This window comes from Methylobacterium fujisawaense (genome assembly GCF_014138435.1).
GTDB classification, from domain to species: domain Bacteria; phylum Pseudomonadota; class Alphaproteobacteria; order Rhizobiales; family Beijerinckiaceae; genus Methylobacterium; species Methylobacterium fujisawaense.
On record NZ_JACJIM010000003.1, the window covers coordinates 373,641 to 389,470 of the forward strand.

At 71.4% G+C, this 15,830-nt stretch carries 17 protein-coding genes; 11 read left to right on the forward strand and 6 right to left on the reverse strand.

What is annotated here, in order from left to right; genetic code table 11:
• Positions 1-10: 10 nt before the first annotated feature.
• Entirely contained in the window at positions 11-622 is a 612-nt protein-coding gene (locus GGQ91_RS10870) for a shikimate kinase (RefSeq protein WP_051044824.1), read from the reverse strand.
• A gap of 255 nt (positions 623-877) precedes the next feature.
• Between GGQ91_RS10870 and GGQ91_RS10875 the strand changes: the two genes are divergently transcribed.
• The 3 genes from GGQ91_RS10875 (at position 878) to GGQ91_RS10885 (ending at position 2,618) form a co-directional block, all read left to right on the forward strand.
• On the forward strand, positions 878-1,030 hold the full coding sequence (locus GGQ91_RS10875) for a hypothetical protein (protein WP_043351982.1): 153 nt from the start codon (positions 878-880) through the stop codon (positions 1,028-1,030).
• Positions 1,027-1,971: a site-specific tyrosine recombinase XerD gene (locus GGQ91_RS10880; protein ID WP_043351984.1), complete on the forward strand. Its 945-nt coding sequence runs from the start codon at positions 1,027-1,029 to the stop codon at positions 1,969-1,971. The genes GGQ91_RS10875 and GGQ91_RS10880 overlap by 4 nt, the downstream gene beginning before the upstream one ends.
• Positions 1,972-2,099: 128 nt before the next feature.
• Positions 2,100-2,618, forward strand: a complete 519-nt coding sequence (locus tag GGQ91_RS10885; RefSeq protein WP_043383865.1) for a MarR family winged helix-turn-helix transcriptional regulator — start codon at positions 2,100-2,102, stop codon at positions 2,616-2,618.
• Positions 2,619-2,684: 66 nt separating this feature from the next.
• Here the strand turns inward: GGQ91_RS10885 and GGQ91_RS10890 are convergent, their stop codons facing one another.
• Complete coding sequence (locus GGQ91_RS10890) at positions 2,685-3,050, reverse strand: c-type cytochrome (protein ID WP_024831013.1); 366 nt, start codon at positions 3,048-3,050, stop codon at positions 2,685-2,687.
• A gap of 246 nt (positions 3,051-3,296) precedes the next feature.
• A complete protein-coding gene (locus tag GGQ91_RS10895) occupies positions 3,297-4,313 on the reverse strand; it encodes an NAD-dependent epimerase (RefSeq protein WP_043755780.1) in 1,017 nt (338 codons plus the stop codon).
• Positions 4,314-4,852: 539 nt separating this feature from the next.
• On the opposite strand from GGQ91_RS10895, the gene GGQ91_RS10900 reads away from it, so the two are divergent.
• The 6 genes from GGQ91_RS10900 to xseA all read left to right on the forward strand — a co-directional run bounded on the left by GGQ91_RS10900 (position 4,853) and on the right by xseA (position 10,491).
• Positions 4,853-5,116 (forward strand): hypothetical protein, encoded by a 264-nt coding sequence (locus GGQ91_RS10900; protein WP_043351989.1) that lies wholly within the window; start codon positions 4,853-4,855, stop codon positions 5,114-5,116.
• Positions 5,117-5,225: 109 nt separating this feature from the next.
• On the forward strand, positions 5,226-5,483 hold the full coding sequence (locus tag GGQ91_RS10905; RefSeq protein ID WP_043351991.1) for a DUF6894 family protein: 258 nt from the start codon (positions 5,226-5,228) through the stop codon (positions 5,481-5,483).
• Positions 5,484-5,550: 67 nt separating this feature from the next.
• Positions 5,551-5,757, forward strand: coding sequence for a hypothetical protein (locus GGQ91_RS10910; protein ID WP_043383871.1), 207 nt, complete (start codon positions 5,551-5,553; stop codon positions 5,755-5,757).
• Positions 5,757-7,073 (forward strand): MFS transporter, encoded by a 1,317-nt coding sequence (locus tag GGQ91_RS10915; protein WP_043383873.1) that lies wholly within the window; start codon positions 5,757-5,759, stop codon positions 7,071-7,073. Before GGQ91_RS10910 ends, GGQ91_RS10915 begins: the two co-directional genes overlap by 1 nt.
• 164 nt (positions 7,074-7,237) lie before the next feature.
• Complete coding sequence (locus GGQ91_RS10920; protein WP_182591943.1) at positions 7,238-8,710, forward strand: MDR family MFS transporter; 1,473 nt, start codon at positions 7,238-7,240, stop codon at positions 8,708-8,710.
• 80 nt (positions 8,711-8,790) lie between these two features.
• Complete coding sequence (xseA, locus tag GGQ91_RS10925) at positions 8,791-10,491, forward strand: exodeoxyribonuclease VII large subunit (RefSeq protein ID WP_182591944.1); 1,701 nt, start codon at positions 8,791-8,793, stop codon at positions 10,489-10,491.
• 49 nt (positions 10,492-10,540) lie between these two features.
• On the opposite strand, the gene GGQ91_RS10930 is transcribed toward xseA, so the two are convergent.
• The gene (locus tag GGQ91_RS10930) at positions 10,541-11,293 is read right to left on the reverse strand and encodes a GNAT family N-acetyltransferase (protein WP_179698252.1); all 753 of its coding nucleotides are present in this window, start codon (positions 11,291-11,293) and stop codon (positions 10,541-10,543) included.
• A gap of 125 nt (positions 11,294-11,418) precedes the next feature.
• Here GGQ91_RS10930 and GGQ91_RS10935 point away from each other — a divergent pair, with 125 nt between their 5' ends.
• Together GGQ91_RS10935 and GGQ91_RS10940 are read left to right on the forward strand one after the other, a co-directional pair.
• Positions 11,419-12,846 carry an alpha/beta hydrolase gene (locus tag GGQ91_RS10935; protein WP_182591945.1) on the forward strand — a complete coding sequence of 476 codons (1,428 nt, stop codon included), beginning with the start codon at positions 11,419-11,421 and terminating at the stop codon, positions 12,844-12,846.
• Positions 12,843-14,390, forward strand: a complete 1,548-nt coding sequence (locus GGQ91_RS10940; RefSeq protein WP_182591946.1) for a GMC family oxidoreductase — start codon at positions 12,843-12,845, stop codon at positions 14,388-14,390. The genes GGQ91_RS10935 and GGQ91_RS10940 overlap by 4 nt, the downstream gene beginning before the upstream one ends.
• Positions 14,391-14,397: 7 nt before the next feature.
• On the opposite strand, the gene GGQ91_RS10945 is transcribed toward GGQ91_RS10940, so the two are convergent.
• On the reverse strand, positions 14,398-15,114 hold the full coding sequence (locus GGQ91_RS10945; RefSeq protein ID WP_182591947.1) for a GNAT family N-acetyltransferase: 717 nt from the start codon (positions 15,112-15,114) through the stop codon (positions 14,398-14,400).
• Positions 15,111-15,737 (reverse strand): FMN-binding negative transcriptional regulator, encoded by a 627-nt coding sequence (locus tag GGQ91_RS10950; RefSeq protein ID WP_182591948.1) that lies wholly within the window; start codon positions 15,735-15,737, stop codon positions 15,111-15,113. The genes GGQ91_RS10945 and GGQ91_RS10950 overlap by 4 nt, the downstream gene beginning before the upstream one ends.
• Positions 15,738-15,830: the final 93 nt, after the last annotated feature.

A 15,830-nucleotide genomic window follows, 5' to 3' on the forward strand; every position in this document is an offset into this window, starting at 1 on the left:
CGCTCGGGTCTCACTGGGCGGCAACGGGGACGGAGCCTTCGCCGCTGAGATGGGCGTCCAGCGCTTCCAGCACGTCCTGGACGACCCGGTCGTGCGACACCTCCCGGGAGATGACCATCACGTCGGCGGCGGCGTAGACCGGGTGGCGCACGGCCATCAGGTCCCGCATCGTCGCCTCCGGGTCCTCGGTCTGCAGCAGCGGACGGTTGCCGCGCTTGCGCACGCGCCGCATCAGCACGTCCAGATCGGCCTTCAGCCACACCGAGACCGCGGATTCGGCGATGCGGGCGCGCGTCGCCTCGCGGAGGTAGGCGCCGCCGCCGGTCGCCAGGACCAGCGGGCCGGCCCGGAGAAGCCGCGAGATCACCCGCTCCTCGCCGTCGCGGAAGCTCGGCTCGCCATAGATGGCGAAGATGTCGGGGATCGTCAGGCCGGCCGCCGCTTCGATCTCGATGTCGGCATCCTTGAAGATCAGCCCGAGGCGACTCGCCAAGCGCCGGCCGACGGTGCTCTTGCCCGCCCCCATGAGGCCGACGAGCACGATCGAGCGCAGGCCGAGCGCGCGGCGCAGACGCGCCTCGATCGGTTCACCCGCCGCCTCCTCGCTTATGGCCTCCTGCATCGACTCCTGCATCGCATCCGTGTGGCGTCCCCGCCTCCTCACCGGCCCCCGAGCGGCTGTCGCCGGGCTGCCTCCATCCTGCGGCAGGCTCTTAGCGCGATTCAAGCGGGCTGCGAAACGCATCGCTGTGTCGTTGTGGGCCTTGTCAGCGCCGCGTTCGCGTGGTCGAACCCGAGCACCCGCGGCGGCTCGGAGACAGCCCTCGCCCGTCCCCCTTCCCGCCGCCAGCGCCCGTCTGCCCGAGGTTCGACCGACGTGCCGACCCTATTCCGTTTCTTCGCCACCCTCGCGATCCTGGCGGGTCTGGTTTTCGCTGCGATGTTCGCCTTGGCGAATTTCGTCCAGCCGACGCCGCGGGAGATGACTGTTTCCATCCCCGCCTCGAAGCTCCAGCCCGGCAACCGTTGAGCGGGTCGGACGTCTCCGGCGATGCCGGCCGGGCGCTCTGCCCCGAGGCCGCCGACTATCTCGACATGCTGGCCGCCGAGCGCGGTGCCGGCCTCAACACCCTGACCGCCTACCGGCGCGATCTGGAGGATTATCTCGGTTACCTCGCCCGGTCGGGGACCGCGCTCGACGCCGTGGATTCCGGCACGCTCCGGGCCTTCCTGATCGATCTCGAGACCCGCGGCCTCAAGGCCTCCTCGGCAGCGCGGCGCCTGTCCTGCGTGCGCGGTTTCCACAAGTTCCTGTACGCCGAGGGGGGCGCCGAGAGCGATCCCAGCGTCGCGGTCTCCGGACCGCGCCGGGGACGGTCGCTGCCCAAGGTGCTCTCCATCGCGGAGGTCGACCGGTTGCTCGCCACCGCGCAGGCGGCCGCCGCCGCCGAGCAGCCGCCGGGGCCGGCCCGCCGGGCACGCCGGATGGTGTGCCTGCTCGAGTTGCTCTACGCTACGGGCCTGCGCGTCTCGGAGCTGGTCGCGCTGCCGCGCGCGGCGGGCGTGAGCCGCGAGCGCTACCTCTTCATCAAGGGCAAGGGCGGCCGCGAGCGCTTGGTCCCCCTGACCGAGGCGGCCTGCGCCGCCATGTCGGCCCATCTTCCGGCGGTGCCGGAGGACTCCGCGTGGCTGTTCCCCGCCGACAGCGACAGCGGCTATCTCACCCGGCAGGCCTTCGCCCGCGACCTGAAGACGCTCGCTGCGGCGGCCGGCCTGCATCCGGACCGCGTCAGCCCCCACGTGCTCCGTCACGCCTTCGCCAGCCATCTCCTGCAGAACGGGGCCGACCTGCGCATCGTCCAAGAGCTGCTCGGTCATGCCGACATCTCGACAACGCAGATCTACACGCACGTGCTCGATGAACGCCTGAAGGCGATGGTCCGCGATCTGCATCCGTTGATGGATGGCTGAGGATCACCGCACAGAACGCGTGGCAATCCTGGTCGATCGCCCCAATTGTATAGGTTATGCGAAATGCCTAAGAGGGGCCTTTCGCCATACCGGTACGCGAGCCAGCCTTTACCAGAGAGAGTTTTCCTATGTCAGGCCCTTCGGCCTCGCAGATCGGCGCTGAGCTGGATCAGGCGGGGCACACGCGTGCCGATCAGCCTTCGCAGCAGGAGCGGCAGCGCCTCGACAATCAGCTGTGCTTCGCGGTCTACGCCGCCGCGCACGCCTTCGGTCGCGCCTACAGAAACCTTCTCGGGCGCTACGAGCTGACCTATCCGCAATACATCGTCCTGCTGGTGCTCTGGGAGCAGGACGGCCTTTCGGTGAAGGAGATCGGCAATCGTCTGTTCCTGGATTCAGGTACGCTGACGCCGCTTCTGAAGCGCCTCGAGGCCTCAGGCCGGGTTCGCCGTGCCCGCGACCGGGTCGACGAGCGTCAGGTCAGCATCTTCCTCACCCCGGCCGGCCTAGCCCTGCGCGACGAACTGGCCTGCATCCCCGACGAGGCGGGCGGCCTGACCGGCTTCGACATCCAGGGTCGCAAGGATCTCCTTCACGATCTCGTTACCCTCAGGTTGAGCCTTCAGGCAGGTCTCGCGTCCGACTAGGGACCGCACCCGGCCCGGGAGCGACCGCGCGGTCGCTCCCGGTTCTGGCTTGCGCGGATTCGCCTCTCAGGACTGCGTCTTGAGGTAGGCGATGACGTCGTTGATCTTCTTGTCGTCGGGATAGCCCTGGAAGATCATCTTGGTGCCCGGGACCTTCGCCTTCGGGTTCTTCAGCCACTCGTGCAGGTTGGCCTCGTCCCAGGTGATGCCCGAGTTCTTCAGGGCGGCGGAGTAGTTGTAACCCTCGTAGGTGCCCGCCTTGCGGCCGACGACACCCTTCAGGTCAGGGCCCACGCCGTTCTTCTGGAAATTGTGGCACGCCTTGCAGGGAGCGAACGCCTTCTCGCCGGCGGCCGCATCCCCGGCCTCCTGGGCCTGTGCCGCGAGCGGCATGACAACGGCAAGGACGGCGCCGAAAACGAGTGAACGCATGGATTTCCTCCTGTTGGCCACCGTTGCGGCAGCGATGCGGGCAGAGCTTGCCTGCCTGGAATAGCTCTAAATGAATCTGCCCGGCGGGCGCAACGGCCTAGTCTGGCAAAGCCGTCGCCCGTGTTCAGATCGGCGGCCGACCCGGCGCGCCGCCTGCCTCAACACGGTGCGGCCGGTTTGGCTCCCCGGATGGCTGGAAGCCCCGTCCGGCCGCCGGCGGCCGGTCGCGCGCTCACCGCGCCTGTCTCAGACGCCGTGGTAGGTCCGATACCAATCGACGAAGTGCCCGATGCCCGTCTTCAACGGCGTGGCGGGGCGGAATCCGGTCTCGTGCACGAGATCGTCGATGTCGGCGTAGGTCGCCGGAACATCGCCCGGCTGCATAGGCAGCAGGATCTTCTCCGCCTTGCGGCCCAGGGCCACCTCAAGGAGTGCAATCATCTCCAGAAGCGCCACCGGCTCGTTGTTGCCGATGTTGTAGATCCGGTAGGGGGCGGCGCTGGTCCCCGGATCCGGCTCGGCAGCGCTCCAGGCGGGGTTTGGCGTGGCCGGCCGTTCCGTCAGAGCCCGAATCCCCGCGACGATGTCGTCGATGTAGGTGAAGTCACGGAGCATTTGCCCTTCGTTGAACACCCGGATCGGCTCGCCCGCCAGGATGGCGCGGGTGAACAGATACAGGGCCATGTCCGGCCGACCCCAGGGGCCGTAGACGGTGAAGAACCGCAGGCCGGTGGTCGGCAGCCCGTAGAGATGGCTGTAGCTGTGCGCCATCAGCTCGTTCGCCTTCTTGGTCGCGGCGTAGAGGCTGAGCGGATGGTCGACGTTCTGATGCACCGAGAAGGGCATGGTCGTGCCGCCGCCGTAGACGGAACTCGATGAGGCGTAGAGCAGATGCTCCACACCCCCGTGGCGGCAGGCCTCCAGAATGTTCAGGAAGCCGACGAGGTTGCTCGCCGCATAGGCATGGGGATCGGTGAGCGAATGACGCACGCCCGCCTGGGCTGCGAGGTGGATCACCGTCCGGAAGTCGTGACGGCGGAACAGCGCGTCGAGGCCGTCCCGGTCCGCGAGGTCGAGCCGCGTGAAGCTGTGGCCCTCGAAGCCCGCGAGACGGGAAAGCCGGGCCTCCTTGAGCCGCACGTCGTAATAGGCGTTGACGCTGTCGAGTCCGACGACCTGGCGGCCGGACTCGAGGAGACGCAAAGCGAGCTGGTTCCCGATGAAGCCGGCGACGCCGGTGATCAAGACAGGGGGCTGTGACATCCGCGGACCGACGGGCGGACAAGCCCGCCGAACGCGCGCTGTAGCATGGGGCCGGAAGCCGACAAATCGGATCGCAGCGGGCGCCGGGAGCGGCGATCCGGGATGCCCCTGCACGGCTTGTCGCCCCGGCTCTGAGCCCTGTAGGTTCGCGGGTGCCGTGCAGACAAACCCGCGACCGCTCCCGGACAGCCTGACGCGCCTGCTCGCCGTGCCGGAGCAGCGGCCGGTCGGAGCGCGTCCCGAGCCTTCGCGCAGGGGCGGCGTGTCACGAACACCGGATCGGCGCTCGGCGCACGCGGCGCTGGAGACAGCGATCCTCCGCGGGTTCGTGTTCGCCGTTTCGGGGGGCGTCTGGCTCGTCGTCCTGGCACTCTCCCTCCGGCACTTCGCACGGTAGGCGCTCCCCGCCGTGCCGCTGCGCCGGCTGCTGTGGATAGCGGGATTTCGTCGGGCCTTCTGCTTCTTCTAACCGTACGCGAACCGCCGAGTTCGCTATTGAGGCACCAAGACGGGGGCGGCTCTGCTGCAAGGATTGAGCGATGTCTCTGACGGGGCGTTTCTGGTTCCGAAAGACCTGGACGGGGCGACTGGTGTTGCTGGTCGAGGAAGAGCGTCCCCGCTGGTTCGGCCGCGGCTCCGGTAAGCCGCGCTGGCGCAACGCCAAGCTCCTCGACTTCGCCGAGCCGGAACTGCGTCCGCTCATGGCCATGGAGAAGCAGCACCGCGCGGCCGGCGTCACCGGCCAAGTGCGGGCCCTCCGCCCGGTCCCGTCCGCACCGGACAGACGCGCCGCGAACGGCTGAGGACGGGCGCGGCTGGGCGGCCTGCGCTGCGGTTTGGTCCAAGGACCGGCGATCCCCACCTATCGCGGATCGCTCCGCCCTGGCGGACGCCTCCGAGCCGGTAAAAGCCATGCCGCGGTACTTCTTCCATACGCATATCGGCGCGGATGTCGTCTCCGACCCGACCGGGACCGAGCTGCGCGATCCGGACGCGGCGTGGGAGATGGCCCAGGAGACGATCCGCGCCGCCCTGCGCAATCCGCAGAATCAGGCCCGGCTGATGACCGCATGCCTCGTGGTCATGGACGATGACGGCGAGGTCGTGCTGGAATTCCCGTTCAGCGAGGCCGTCGTGCTTCCGCCGTCGGAGGATCCGACGCGTCACTGAGAGCGACGACGCGCGCGATCCGCGCCCTACATCGCGGCGCAGCCTACCGATACGGAGCTGCGCCCGAATGGATTCGCCCCCGAACGATCTCGATGCCCGCGCGCTCGGCCGAGCCGCATCCGCCAAGGGCTCGGCCGCGAAAGCCCGCGCCTGCGCGCAGGGGACGGAAGCGCCCGCGCTCCGGCTGTCCGGTCATGACGAAGCCCTGGCGGATGGCGCAGAATCCGTGACCGGCGGTCTCGCCAAGCACCCGGTCGACGGATCGGCCCGCTGATGGACGCCCGGACCGCACCGCATCCCGGCGCACATCATCCTACGCTCGACCGCAAGTCGGTCGGGGCCGTCGTCCTGGGCAATGCTCTCGAGTTCTACGATTTCACGGTCTACGCCTTCTTCGCCAAGCCGATCGGCGAGGCCTTCTTCCCGGCAAACGATCCGACCCACAGCCTGCTGGCGTCGCTGGCCCTGTTCGGCATCGGCTACGTCATGCGGCCCATCGGCGGCGTGCTGATCGGCGCCTTCGCGGACCGTGCCGGCCGCAAGCCCGCGATGCTGATCACCATCGCGCTGATGGCGGTCGGCATGCTGATGCTGGCCGCCTGCCCCGCCTACGCGACGATCGGCGGCTGGGCGCAGGTGATCGTCATCGCCGGACGGCTCGTGCAGGGGCTCGCCCTCGGCGGCGAGGTCGGCCCGTCCACTGCCTTCCTGCTGGAGGCGGCGCCGCCGGAGAAGCGCGGCTTCGTGACGAGTTGGCAGATCGCCAGCCAGGGCTGTGCGGCCCTGTTCGCCGGGATTTTCGCGACCGCCCTGGCGCTCGTCCTCGGCGACCAGGCCATGGCGCAATGGGGCTGGCGGCTGATGTTCGCCCTCGGCCTGTGCGTGGTGCCGGTCGGCCTCGTCATCCGCAGTCATCTGCCGGAGACGGCCGGCGCCGAGGAGGATCCGGACGCGGCCGCCTCGACCCTGGCGGTGGTCGGCCGGTTGCTGCGGGAGCATGGCCGGCTGCTGGGCCTGACCTTCCTGGTCATCGCCGCCTCCACCGTGTCGAACGCGGTCGGCACCAACATGCCGGTCTTCGCCGGCGCGACGCTCGGCTTGAGCGAGACGGCCGCCACGGCGGTGCCGATCGCGCTCGGGCTCGCCTCCGTGATCTTTCCGCTGCTCGGCGGCTGGCTCGCCGACCGGGTCGGCCGGCGGCCGGTGATGATCTGGCCGCGCGCGCTGATCCTGATCCTGGCGGTTCCGGCCTTCGCCTGGGTCGTGCAGGCGCCGAGCGCCGCCAGCGTCTACGCGGTCACCTTCCTGCTGTCAGCGCTGTCTTCCATCAACGCCGCCGCGGTGATCGTCGGCATTCCGGAGGCGCTGCCGCGGGCCGTCCGCAGCGCCGGGCTGTCGATCGTCTACGCGGTCTCGGTCTCGGTGTTCGGCGGCAGCACCAATTACGTGGTGAACTGGTTGATCGCCACGACCGGCGACCGGCTCGCGCCGGCCTACTATCTCGCCGCGTTCAGCCTCGTCGGGACCGTTGCCGCCTTCCTGCTGCCGGAGACGCGCGGGCGGGACCTCGACGCCGATGCGGAGGCCTGAACAGACCGGCCGCATGCGCCCTGAGCATCGCGGCGCCATGCCCATGCATGGGCCGCGGGGCCAGGTGCCGGTGTATGTGCGCTCGCGCACGGCTCTCGCGGCCCGAGAACCGGTCGCCGGTTTCGAGGCTAGGTCGGCACGCTCGTGGGGCCTAGACCGGCGCCATGCCGAAGCCTTCCGAGACGCGCCGCCCGCTGGTCCTCGCCGCGGTGATGGCGGCGATGTTCATGATCGCCATCGAGGCGACGATCGTCTCGACGGCGATGCCGCAGATCGCCGGACAGCTCGGCGACCTCCACCTCTACGCCTGGGTGTTCGCCTCCTTCCTGCTGACCCAGACGGCCACCACGGTGGTGTTCGGCAAGCTGTCGGACCTCTACGGGCGCCGGCCGGTGCTGCTGTTCGGCATCGCGGTGTTCCTCGCGGGCTCCCTGCTGTGCGGGCTCGCGTGGTCGATGCCCTCGCTGATCCTGTTCCGCCTCGTGCAGGGCGTCGGCGCGGGGGCGATCCAGCCGGTGAGCCTGACCGTCGTCGGGGACCTGTATTCGGCCCGCGAGCGCGGCCGGGTCCAAGGCTTCCTCGCCAGTGTCTGGGGGATCTCGTCGGTGGCCGGGCCGCTGGTCGGCGGCCTGATCATCGGCCATCTGAGCTGGCCGTGGATCTTCTGGATCAACCTGCCGATCGGCGTGATCGCGGCCGGCCTGTTCCTGCGCTTCCTCCACGAGGGCGTCGAGCGCCGCAGCCGCCAGATCGACGTGATCGGCGCGGCCCTGTTCACCGCGGCCATCGCGGCGCTGATGCTCGCGCTGACCGAGGCCGGTGAATCGGCCGAAGCGGCCCTGTGGCCGGCGCTGGCCTTCGTGGTGGCCGCGATCCTGTTCGTCGTCCAGGAGCGGCGTGCCCCGGACCCGATGCTCGACATCCAGCTGTGGATGCAGCGCCCCATCGCGACGGCCAACACCGCGACGCTGCTCTCCGGCATGACGGTGATCGGGCTCACGGCGTTCCTGCCGATGTACGTTCAGGGCGTGCTGCGGCAATCGCCCCTGATCGCCGGCCTGACGCTGACCCTGATGGTGCTCGGCTGGCCGATCGGCGCCACCACGGCGGCGCGCAGCTTCGTGCGGTTCGGCCTGCGCCCGATCCTGCTGGTCGGCGCGACCCTCCTGCCCCTCGGCGCGATCGCCTTCGTGGCGCTCGGGCCGGATACATCCCCCGTGGTGGCGGCCTGCGGCTCCGTGGTGATGGGGCTCGGCATGGGCTTCCTGTCCACCGCCGCCATCGTGATCATCCAGGACAGCGTCGCCTGGGCGCAGCGCGGGGCGGCGACGGCCTCGAACATCTTCTCGCGCAATCTCGGCTCGACCCTCGGCGCCACCGTGCTGGGCGCCGTGCTGAACTACCGGCTGGCGCACCCGTCGAGCGGCCCGGCGGTGAATTCCGACCAGCTCCGCCGCCTGCTCGACGATCCCGGCAGCCTCGGCGCCGGCGGCGAAGCCATCCGGCACGGGCTGCAGCACGCGCTGCACGGCACGTTCTGGACGGTTTTCGTCGTGGCGGTGCTGACGCTGCTCCTGTCGCTCCTCGTTCCGCGGGTGGCGATCTCGGACCGTCCGCGCGAACTCGCCGTGGAGTAGCGGCGCAGCGCTCCGGCCGAACGACCGCATCTCCACAGCGGACCTTTGACTGTCCTGCCGGAGCCCCCTAGCGTCCGGCCATGCCCCTCGTGCCGCCCCCGCGCCCCGCAGCCCAGCCCGCGGCGGATATCCCGCCGACCCGGGTGCTCAATGCCAACCAGCCCGAATGGTCGGTGGGAGAACTGGCCGGTGCCCTGAAACGCACGCTGGAGGACGCCTTCGGCCATGTCCGCCTGCGCGGCGAGATCTCGGGCTATCGCGGCCAGCACGGCTCGGGCCACGCCTATTTCTCCCTGAAGGACGGGCAGGCGCGGATCGACGCGGTGGTCTGGAAGGGTGTGTTCGGCCGTCTGCGCCAGCGCCCCCAGGAGGGGCTGGAGGTCGTCGCCACCGGTCGCATCACCACCTTTCCCGGGAAGTCTTCCTATCAGATCGTCATCGAGAACCTGGAGCCGGCGGGTCTCGGGGCCTGGATGGCTCTTTTGGAGGAGCGCAAGAAGCTGCTCGCCGCCGAGGGGCTGTTCGCCCCCGAGCACAAGCGGCCCATCCCCTACCTGCCGCGGGTCGTCGGCGTCGTCACTTCGCCGACCGGCGCGGTGATCCGCGACATCCTCCACAGGCTGGAGGACCGGTTCCCGCGGCCCGTCCTGGTCTGGCCGGTGCGGGTCCAGGGCGACGGCGCGGCCGAGGAGGTCGCGGCCGCGATCCGCGGCTTCAACGCACTTCCGGCGGGCGGCGCGATCCCGCGCCCGGACGTGCTGATCGTCGCCCGCGGCGGCGGCTCCATCGAGGATCTCTGGGCCTTCAACGAGGAATGCGTCGTCCGCGCCGCCTTCGAGAGCGCGATCCCGCTGATCTCGGCGGTCGGGCACGAGACCGACACCACGCTGATCGACTACGTGTCCGACCGCCGGGCGCCGACCCCGACGGGCGCCGCCGAGATGGCGGTGCCGGTCCGCGCCGACCTGATCGCCACGGTGGCGGACCTCTCCGCCCGTGGCAGAGGGGCGGTCGGGCGCCGGATCGACCGCGACCGGTCGGATCTGCGCGCCCTCGGACGCGCTCTGCCCAGCGCCGACGCCCTGCTGGCGGCCAAGCGCCAGCGGCTCGACCTCGCCGATGCGCGCCTCGCCCCGGCCCTCGCGGCGGGCGCCAGCCGCCATCGCGCGCGGCTCCAGCTCCTCCTCGACCGGATGGCCCGGCGCTCGCCCGACGTGGTCCTCGCCAACGCCCGCGCGCGGCTGGCGCGGATCGACCACCGGCCGCTCAATGCCCTGCGCAACGACGTCCAGCGCAAGGGCGAAGCCCTGATCCAGCTCGGGCGGCGCCTCGTCGTCGCGCGGGAGGCCGGCCTGGAACGGGCCCGGGCGCTGCAGGCGCGCCACACCGACCGCCTGCACGCGCTGTCGGAGCGCCTCGCCCAGGCCGGGGCGCGCAGCATCGAGCGCCGCCGCGACCGTCTGGACGGGTTGGCGGGCCTGCTCGGTTCGCTCAGCTACCGCGCCGTGCTCGACCGCGGCTACGTGCTGGTGCGCGATGCCGCGGGGCTGCCGATGCGCCGGGCCGCGGATGCGGCGGCGGCCACCCGCCTCAGTCTGCAATTCGCCGACGGGACCGTGACGGCCGTGCCCGACGGGACGGCCGATCCGTCTGGGACGTCCGATCCATCCCCGTCGGCGAAGCCCGCGCGTCGCGGCGGCGCGGCCTCGCCGGCAACGTCGGGCAGGCGGACCGGTACGCGCCCTGCCCCGACGCGGCAGGGCTCGCTGTTCGACGCCTGAGACCACGGCCGGAGCGGGTGCGGGACTGGGCCGCGTTCCGGCTCGCGTCTCAGCCGGGCTCCGGACCGACCCGATAGTGATAGCGGTACAGTTCGCGCTCGAAGCCGAGGGCGCGGTAGAGCGCCCGCGCCGGCGTGTTCGCCGCGACGACCTGCAGGCAGGCCGCCCGGGCGCCCTCCGCCCTCCCCCAGCGCAGCAGCGCGGCCACGGCGCGCCGGGCATGGCCGCGGCCGCGCAGGGGTTCGGGGGTGGCCACCGCCTCGATCACCAGACAACCACCGTCGAGCACCCCGAAGGCGATCGCGCCGATCCCGCCCTCGGCCACGGCCGCCGCGAAGGCCCGCGGCAGGGACAGGGCGGCGACGGTGTCGCGGAAGACTTGCGCGGCTGCGGCGTCCGCATGGTTCACGGCATCGCGCACCGCCAGCCAGTCCTCACCGGGGACGGCGGCGACCGTCGCTGCCGGCTCAGGCACCGCCGGCAGGTCATCGAGCGCGCGGAGCAGCGTGCAGGTCTCGTCCACGACGGCGAAGTCCGCGTGGGACAGGAGCGGCTCCATCTGCGGGGCGATCGCCGGAATCCGGAAGATCGCGCGCCGCCCCAGACGCTCGTAGATGGCGCGCGCGGCCTCGATGGCCGGTCCGGGCGCGCCGCTCCCCCGCATGGGGGTCACGGAATTCTGCCGCTTCGAACGCCCGCCCGCGGCGCGCAGCAGGTAGCCGTGGATCAGGAGTTCGCGCGGGCTCGGCCAGGCGTTGAGGCAGGCTTCTTCCACGCGCCAAGCCTGTTCAAGATCCGTCACCACGGTCTCCTCCGTATGCCCTGATCGCACGCCGTCCCGGCTTGACCGTTCGGTCCGGGGCAAAACGTCGGCCATGCGGCGTCGCGTACGCTTGAAGCACTCTGGCACCGCGCGATGTCTCCGCAATGTCCGAACCTGAAGTCCTGTTCTGCCTTCACTTCCTGGGGGGCAGCGCCCGAAGCTGGGAGCCTTTGGCGCGTGCCCTCGCGGGGACGCCGCTGACATGTGTGCCGGTCGACTTGCCGGGCTTCGGCGATGCCGCCGGCACGCCGGGCTATTCCGTCGCCGCGATGGCCGATCACGTGGCCGAATCCATCCGCGCGCGGGCTCCGGCCCGGTTCGGGATCGCCGGTCACAGCATGGGGGCCAAGGTCGCCTTGGCCTTGGCGCGCCGGGCCGAGGATGGCGAAGCGGGTCTGACCGGCCTCACCGATCTCATCCTGGTCTCCGGCTCGCCGCCGAGCCCGGAGCCGATCCCGGAGGACCGGCGCGCCGAGATGCTCGCCTGGATCGACGCGGATCCCGAGACGCGGCGGCGCGAGGCCCAGGCCTTCGTACGCGCGAATGTCGGCGACCGGCTGGACCCTGAGACCGAGGAACGGGCGGTAGCCGACGTCCTGCGGGCCGCGCCGGCCGCCTGGAAGGCTTGGCTCGAGGCGGGCGCCAACGAGGATTGGTGCCGCCGCGTCGGCGTCCTGCGCACCCCGGCGCTGATTCTGGCCGGATCCGAGGACGCCGACCTCGGACCCGACGCGCAGCAGGCCCTGACGGCGCCCCACCTCGCACATCATCGCCTCGTGACGGTCGACGGCGTCGGCCATCTCCTGCCGCTGGAGCGGCCGGCCGCCCTGGCCGACGGGCTGCGCGCCCATTTCGACGACCGGCCCCGCCGACCGGTTGAGGCGGCCCCGACGGTGGCGCCGGACTACGCGGCGCTGATCGCCTCCGAGCGGGTCAACGGCCGCCTGCGCCAGGCGCTCGCGGAGCGCGCCGCGCCGGACGACCCCGCCTATCGACCGGCGGCCCTCGACCCTGTGGAACTCGCGATCCTGCGGGCCGCCCTCGCCCGGGTGATGCCGGTGCCGCATCTCGATCTCGCGGCCCGCCTCGATCGGCGGCTGGCGTCCGGCGCCGGCGACGGCTGGCGCTTCTCGGCCCTACCGCCGGACGCGGACGCCTACCGCGCCGCCCTGCGCACCCTGGATGCCGCCGCCCGGGCCGCGCAGGGCCGCCCGTTCACAACCCTCGACGCGCCACGGCAGGACGCGCTGCTCACCCTCTGCCAGCGTGGGGACCTGACGGTCCCGGACGCCCTCGGAGGCCGGCTCGACGCCGACCGGATGCGGTTCTGGTTCGAGGATCTCCGCGCCGACGCGGTGCGGCTCTGGCTCGGCCACCCGGCGGCGCTGGCGCGGATCGGCTTCTCGGGCATCGGTGCCGGCGGCGACCGGCCGGGAGAAATCGCCGACGGCCTGCCGGGCTTCCACGCGGTCGGGCTCGACGCGCCGGAACCCTGGGAGCCCCAAACGCTGCAGACGGAGGCAGGACGATGAATCTCGCGGGCATGCGGACCTACCGCGCGGACGACGTCGTCGATGCGGTCGTGGTGGGGACTGGCGCGGGCGGCGCGCCGCTCCTCGCGCGCCTCGCCGCCGCGGGCCTCAGGGTCGTGGCTCTGGAGGCCGGACCGAACTTCACGCCGGAGCGCTTCGCCTTCGACGAGACGCTGGCGGACGAGATCTACTGGACCGATGAGCGGCTGAGCGGCGGCGCGACCCCGGAGGCCTTCGGGGCGAACAACAGCGGCACGGGTGTCGGCGGCTCGACGCTGCACTGGGGTGCCTTCGTGCCCCGGGCCGACACCCGCGACCTCCGGCTCCATACGGAGACCGGCGAAGGCGTCGACTGGCCGCTGACCTACGAGGACCTGCTTCCGTTCTACGAGCGGGTGGAGCGGTTTCTCGGCGTGTCGGGCGCGCCGAGCTATCCGTGGGATGCCGGCCGGCGCTATCCCCTGCCCCCGGTCCCGCGGAATGGCCCGGCCGAGATCATGGCGCGGGCCTGCGAGGCCCGCGGCATCCGGTGGGCGGACGCGCCCGCCGCCGTGGTCTCCCAGGATTTCCAGTCCGAGGACGGACCCCGCCGCAACGCCTGCATCAATTGCGGTTTCTGCCACCAGGGTTGCCGCACGGGCGCCAAGGCGAGCATGGACGTGACCTACCTGCCGTACGCGGTGGCCCGCGGTGCCGAGATCCGGGCCGAGGCCTTCGTCCACGGCCTGGAGCGCGCTGCCGACGGCCGGGTCACCGGCGTGGTCTACCGCCAGGACGGCGAGGATCGCCGGCAGCGGTGCGGCGCCGTTTTCCTCTGTGCCGGGGCCGTCGAGACTCCGCGCCTGCTGCTCAATCTCGGGCTCGCCAATTCCAGCGGCCAGATCGGGCGCAACTACATGGGGCACGTGGCGACCCAGGTCTGGGGCACCTTCGACAACGAGGTCCGGATGAACCGGGGGTATCCGTCCTCGCTGATCACCGAGGATTTCATCCGCGCCGGCGCCGACTTCGCCGGCGGTTACCTCATCCAGAGCCTCGGCGTGGTGCCGGTGACCTTCGGCAATGCGGTAGCGCGGGGGCGCGGCCTGTGGGGGAAGCCGCTCCTCGACTACCTCGACCGCTACAACCGCCTCGCCGGCATCGGCATCAACGGCGAGACGCTGCCCTGCGACGCCAACGTGCTGACCCTCGCCGACGAGACCGACGCGCACGGGATGCGCAAGGCCCATATCAGCTTCGGCTACGGCACCAACGAGGACCGCCTCAACGCGCATGCCACGAAGGTCATGCGCGGGCTCTGGGAGGAGGCGGGGGCCGAGGACATCTGGGTGCTGGAGCGCGTCGCCCACACGCTCGGGACCTGCCGGATGGGCCGCGACGGGTCGAGCGCCGTCGTCGATCCGCACGGCCGCAGCTTCGACATCGACAACCTGTGGATCTGCGACGGCTCGACCTTCCCGAGTTCGCTCGCGGCGAACCCGGCGCTGACCATCATGGCGCTCAGCCTGCGCAGTGCGGAGGCGTTCCTGGCCGGTCGGGCCTGAGGATGCCTCAGCCCGAAGCGGCGCGCAGGTCCGCGAGCCCGTGCCGCTGCCGGCCCTCCCCGTCGAAATTCGACGGGTCCAGCCATGCGGCGAAGCCGGCGCGGACCCGCGGCCACTCCGCGGCGGTGATCGAGAACCACGCCGTGTCGCGGGAGCGGCCCTTCACCACGACGGCGTTGCGGAAGATGCCCTCGAAGGTGAAGCCCAGCCGCAATGCCGCCGCCCGGGACGGGGCGTTGAGGCTGTCGCACTTCCACTCGTAGCGCCGGTAGCCGAGTTCGTCGAAGGCCCGGGCCATCATCAGCGCCATCGCCTCCGTGGCGGCGGGCGAGCGCTGCAGACGCGGCCCGAAATGGAGATGGCCGACCTCGATCACGCCGTTGCCCGGATCGATCCGGAGATACGAGGCGATCCCGAGCGCGTCGCCGCGCGCGGGATCGAGGATCGCGTAGAACAGCGGATCCTCGCTTGTCTGCTGGGTTTCCAGCCGCGCCCGGTAGGCCGCCGCGCTCTTTGGCATCTCGTCGCCGAGGTAGGTCCAGCCGCGCGTGTCGGGGGCAGCGCTGTAGGTCTCGAACAGGGCCTCGCCATGGGCGGCGGCGTCGAGCGGGACGAGCCGGCAGGTGCGGCCCTCCATCGGCGTCCGCGGCGGGCGCGGACGCGGGCTCCAGTCCGGCAGCGCCGGGCCGATGGGTTGGCCGAAGGCGTTGAGGCGCGCGCTCACAGTCCGCTCCGCTCGGCGACCAGCCCGGCGAGACCCGCCTCGCCCTCGGCGCGCAACCCCGCGATGACCCCGTGTCGGTCGGCCTCGGGCCTGTTCTGGCTCATCTTCCACTTCCCCTCGATCCGCGTGATCGGAATCTCGATGCCGATGATTCCCCGGACCTGGGCGGCCACGAAGGGCTCCGGCGCGTCGGCCACCGCCCACGGCTCGGCCCGCGGCAACTCGCGCAGGGCGGTGAGGTCGGCGATCTGGCGCCCGAGCCACTCCACATCCTCGATCACCTGCGGCCGGCCCCAGGCATGGACGGTGGCGTAGTTCCAGGTCGGGACGACGCGGCCGTGCTCGCGCTTGCTCGCGTACCAGCTCGGGGTGACGTAGCCCTGCGGCCCCTGGAACACGATCAGGCATTCCTCCACCGCGGCGAGATCCAGGCCCTGCGGGTTGGCGCGGGCGATATGCGCCCGCAGCACGCCGTGCGGCCCGGCCTCATCCAGCAGGAACGGGATCGGGTTCGCCGTCAGGCCGCCCGAGCCGGCCGTGATCAGCAGGCCGAGGGGATAGGCGCGGATCAGCGCGTGCTGAGCGGCGCGCGAATCGTCCCGGAAGTGAGGCGGCTGGTACATGGGTCCGTCCTGCGGCGGTGATGCCCACGCGTGCTTGACCGTTCGGCGGTCCAGGCGAAAGGTCCAATTCTCGAACTGCGACTGGACCAGTTT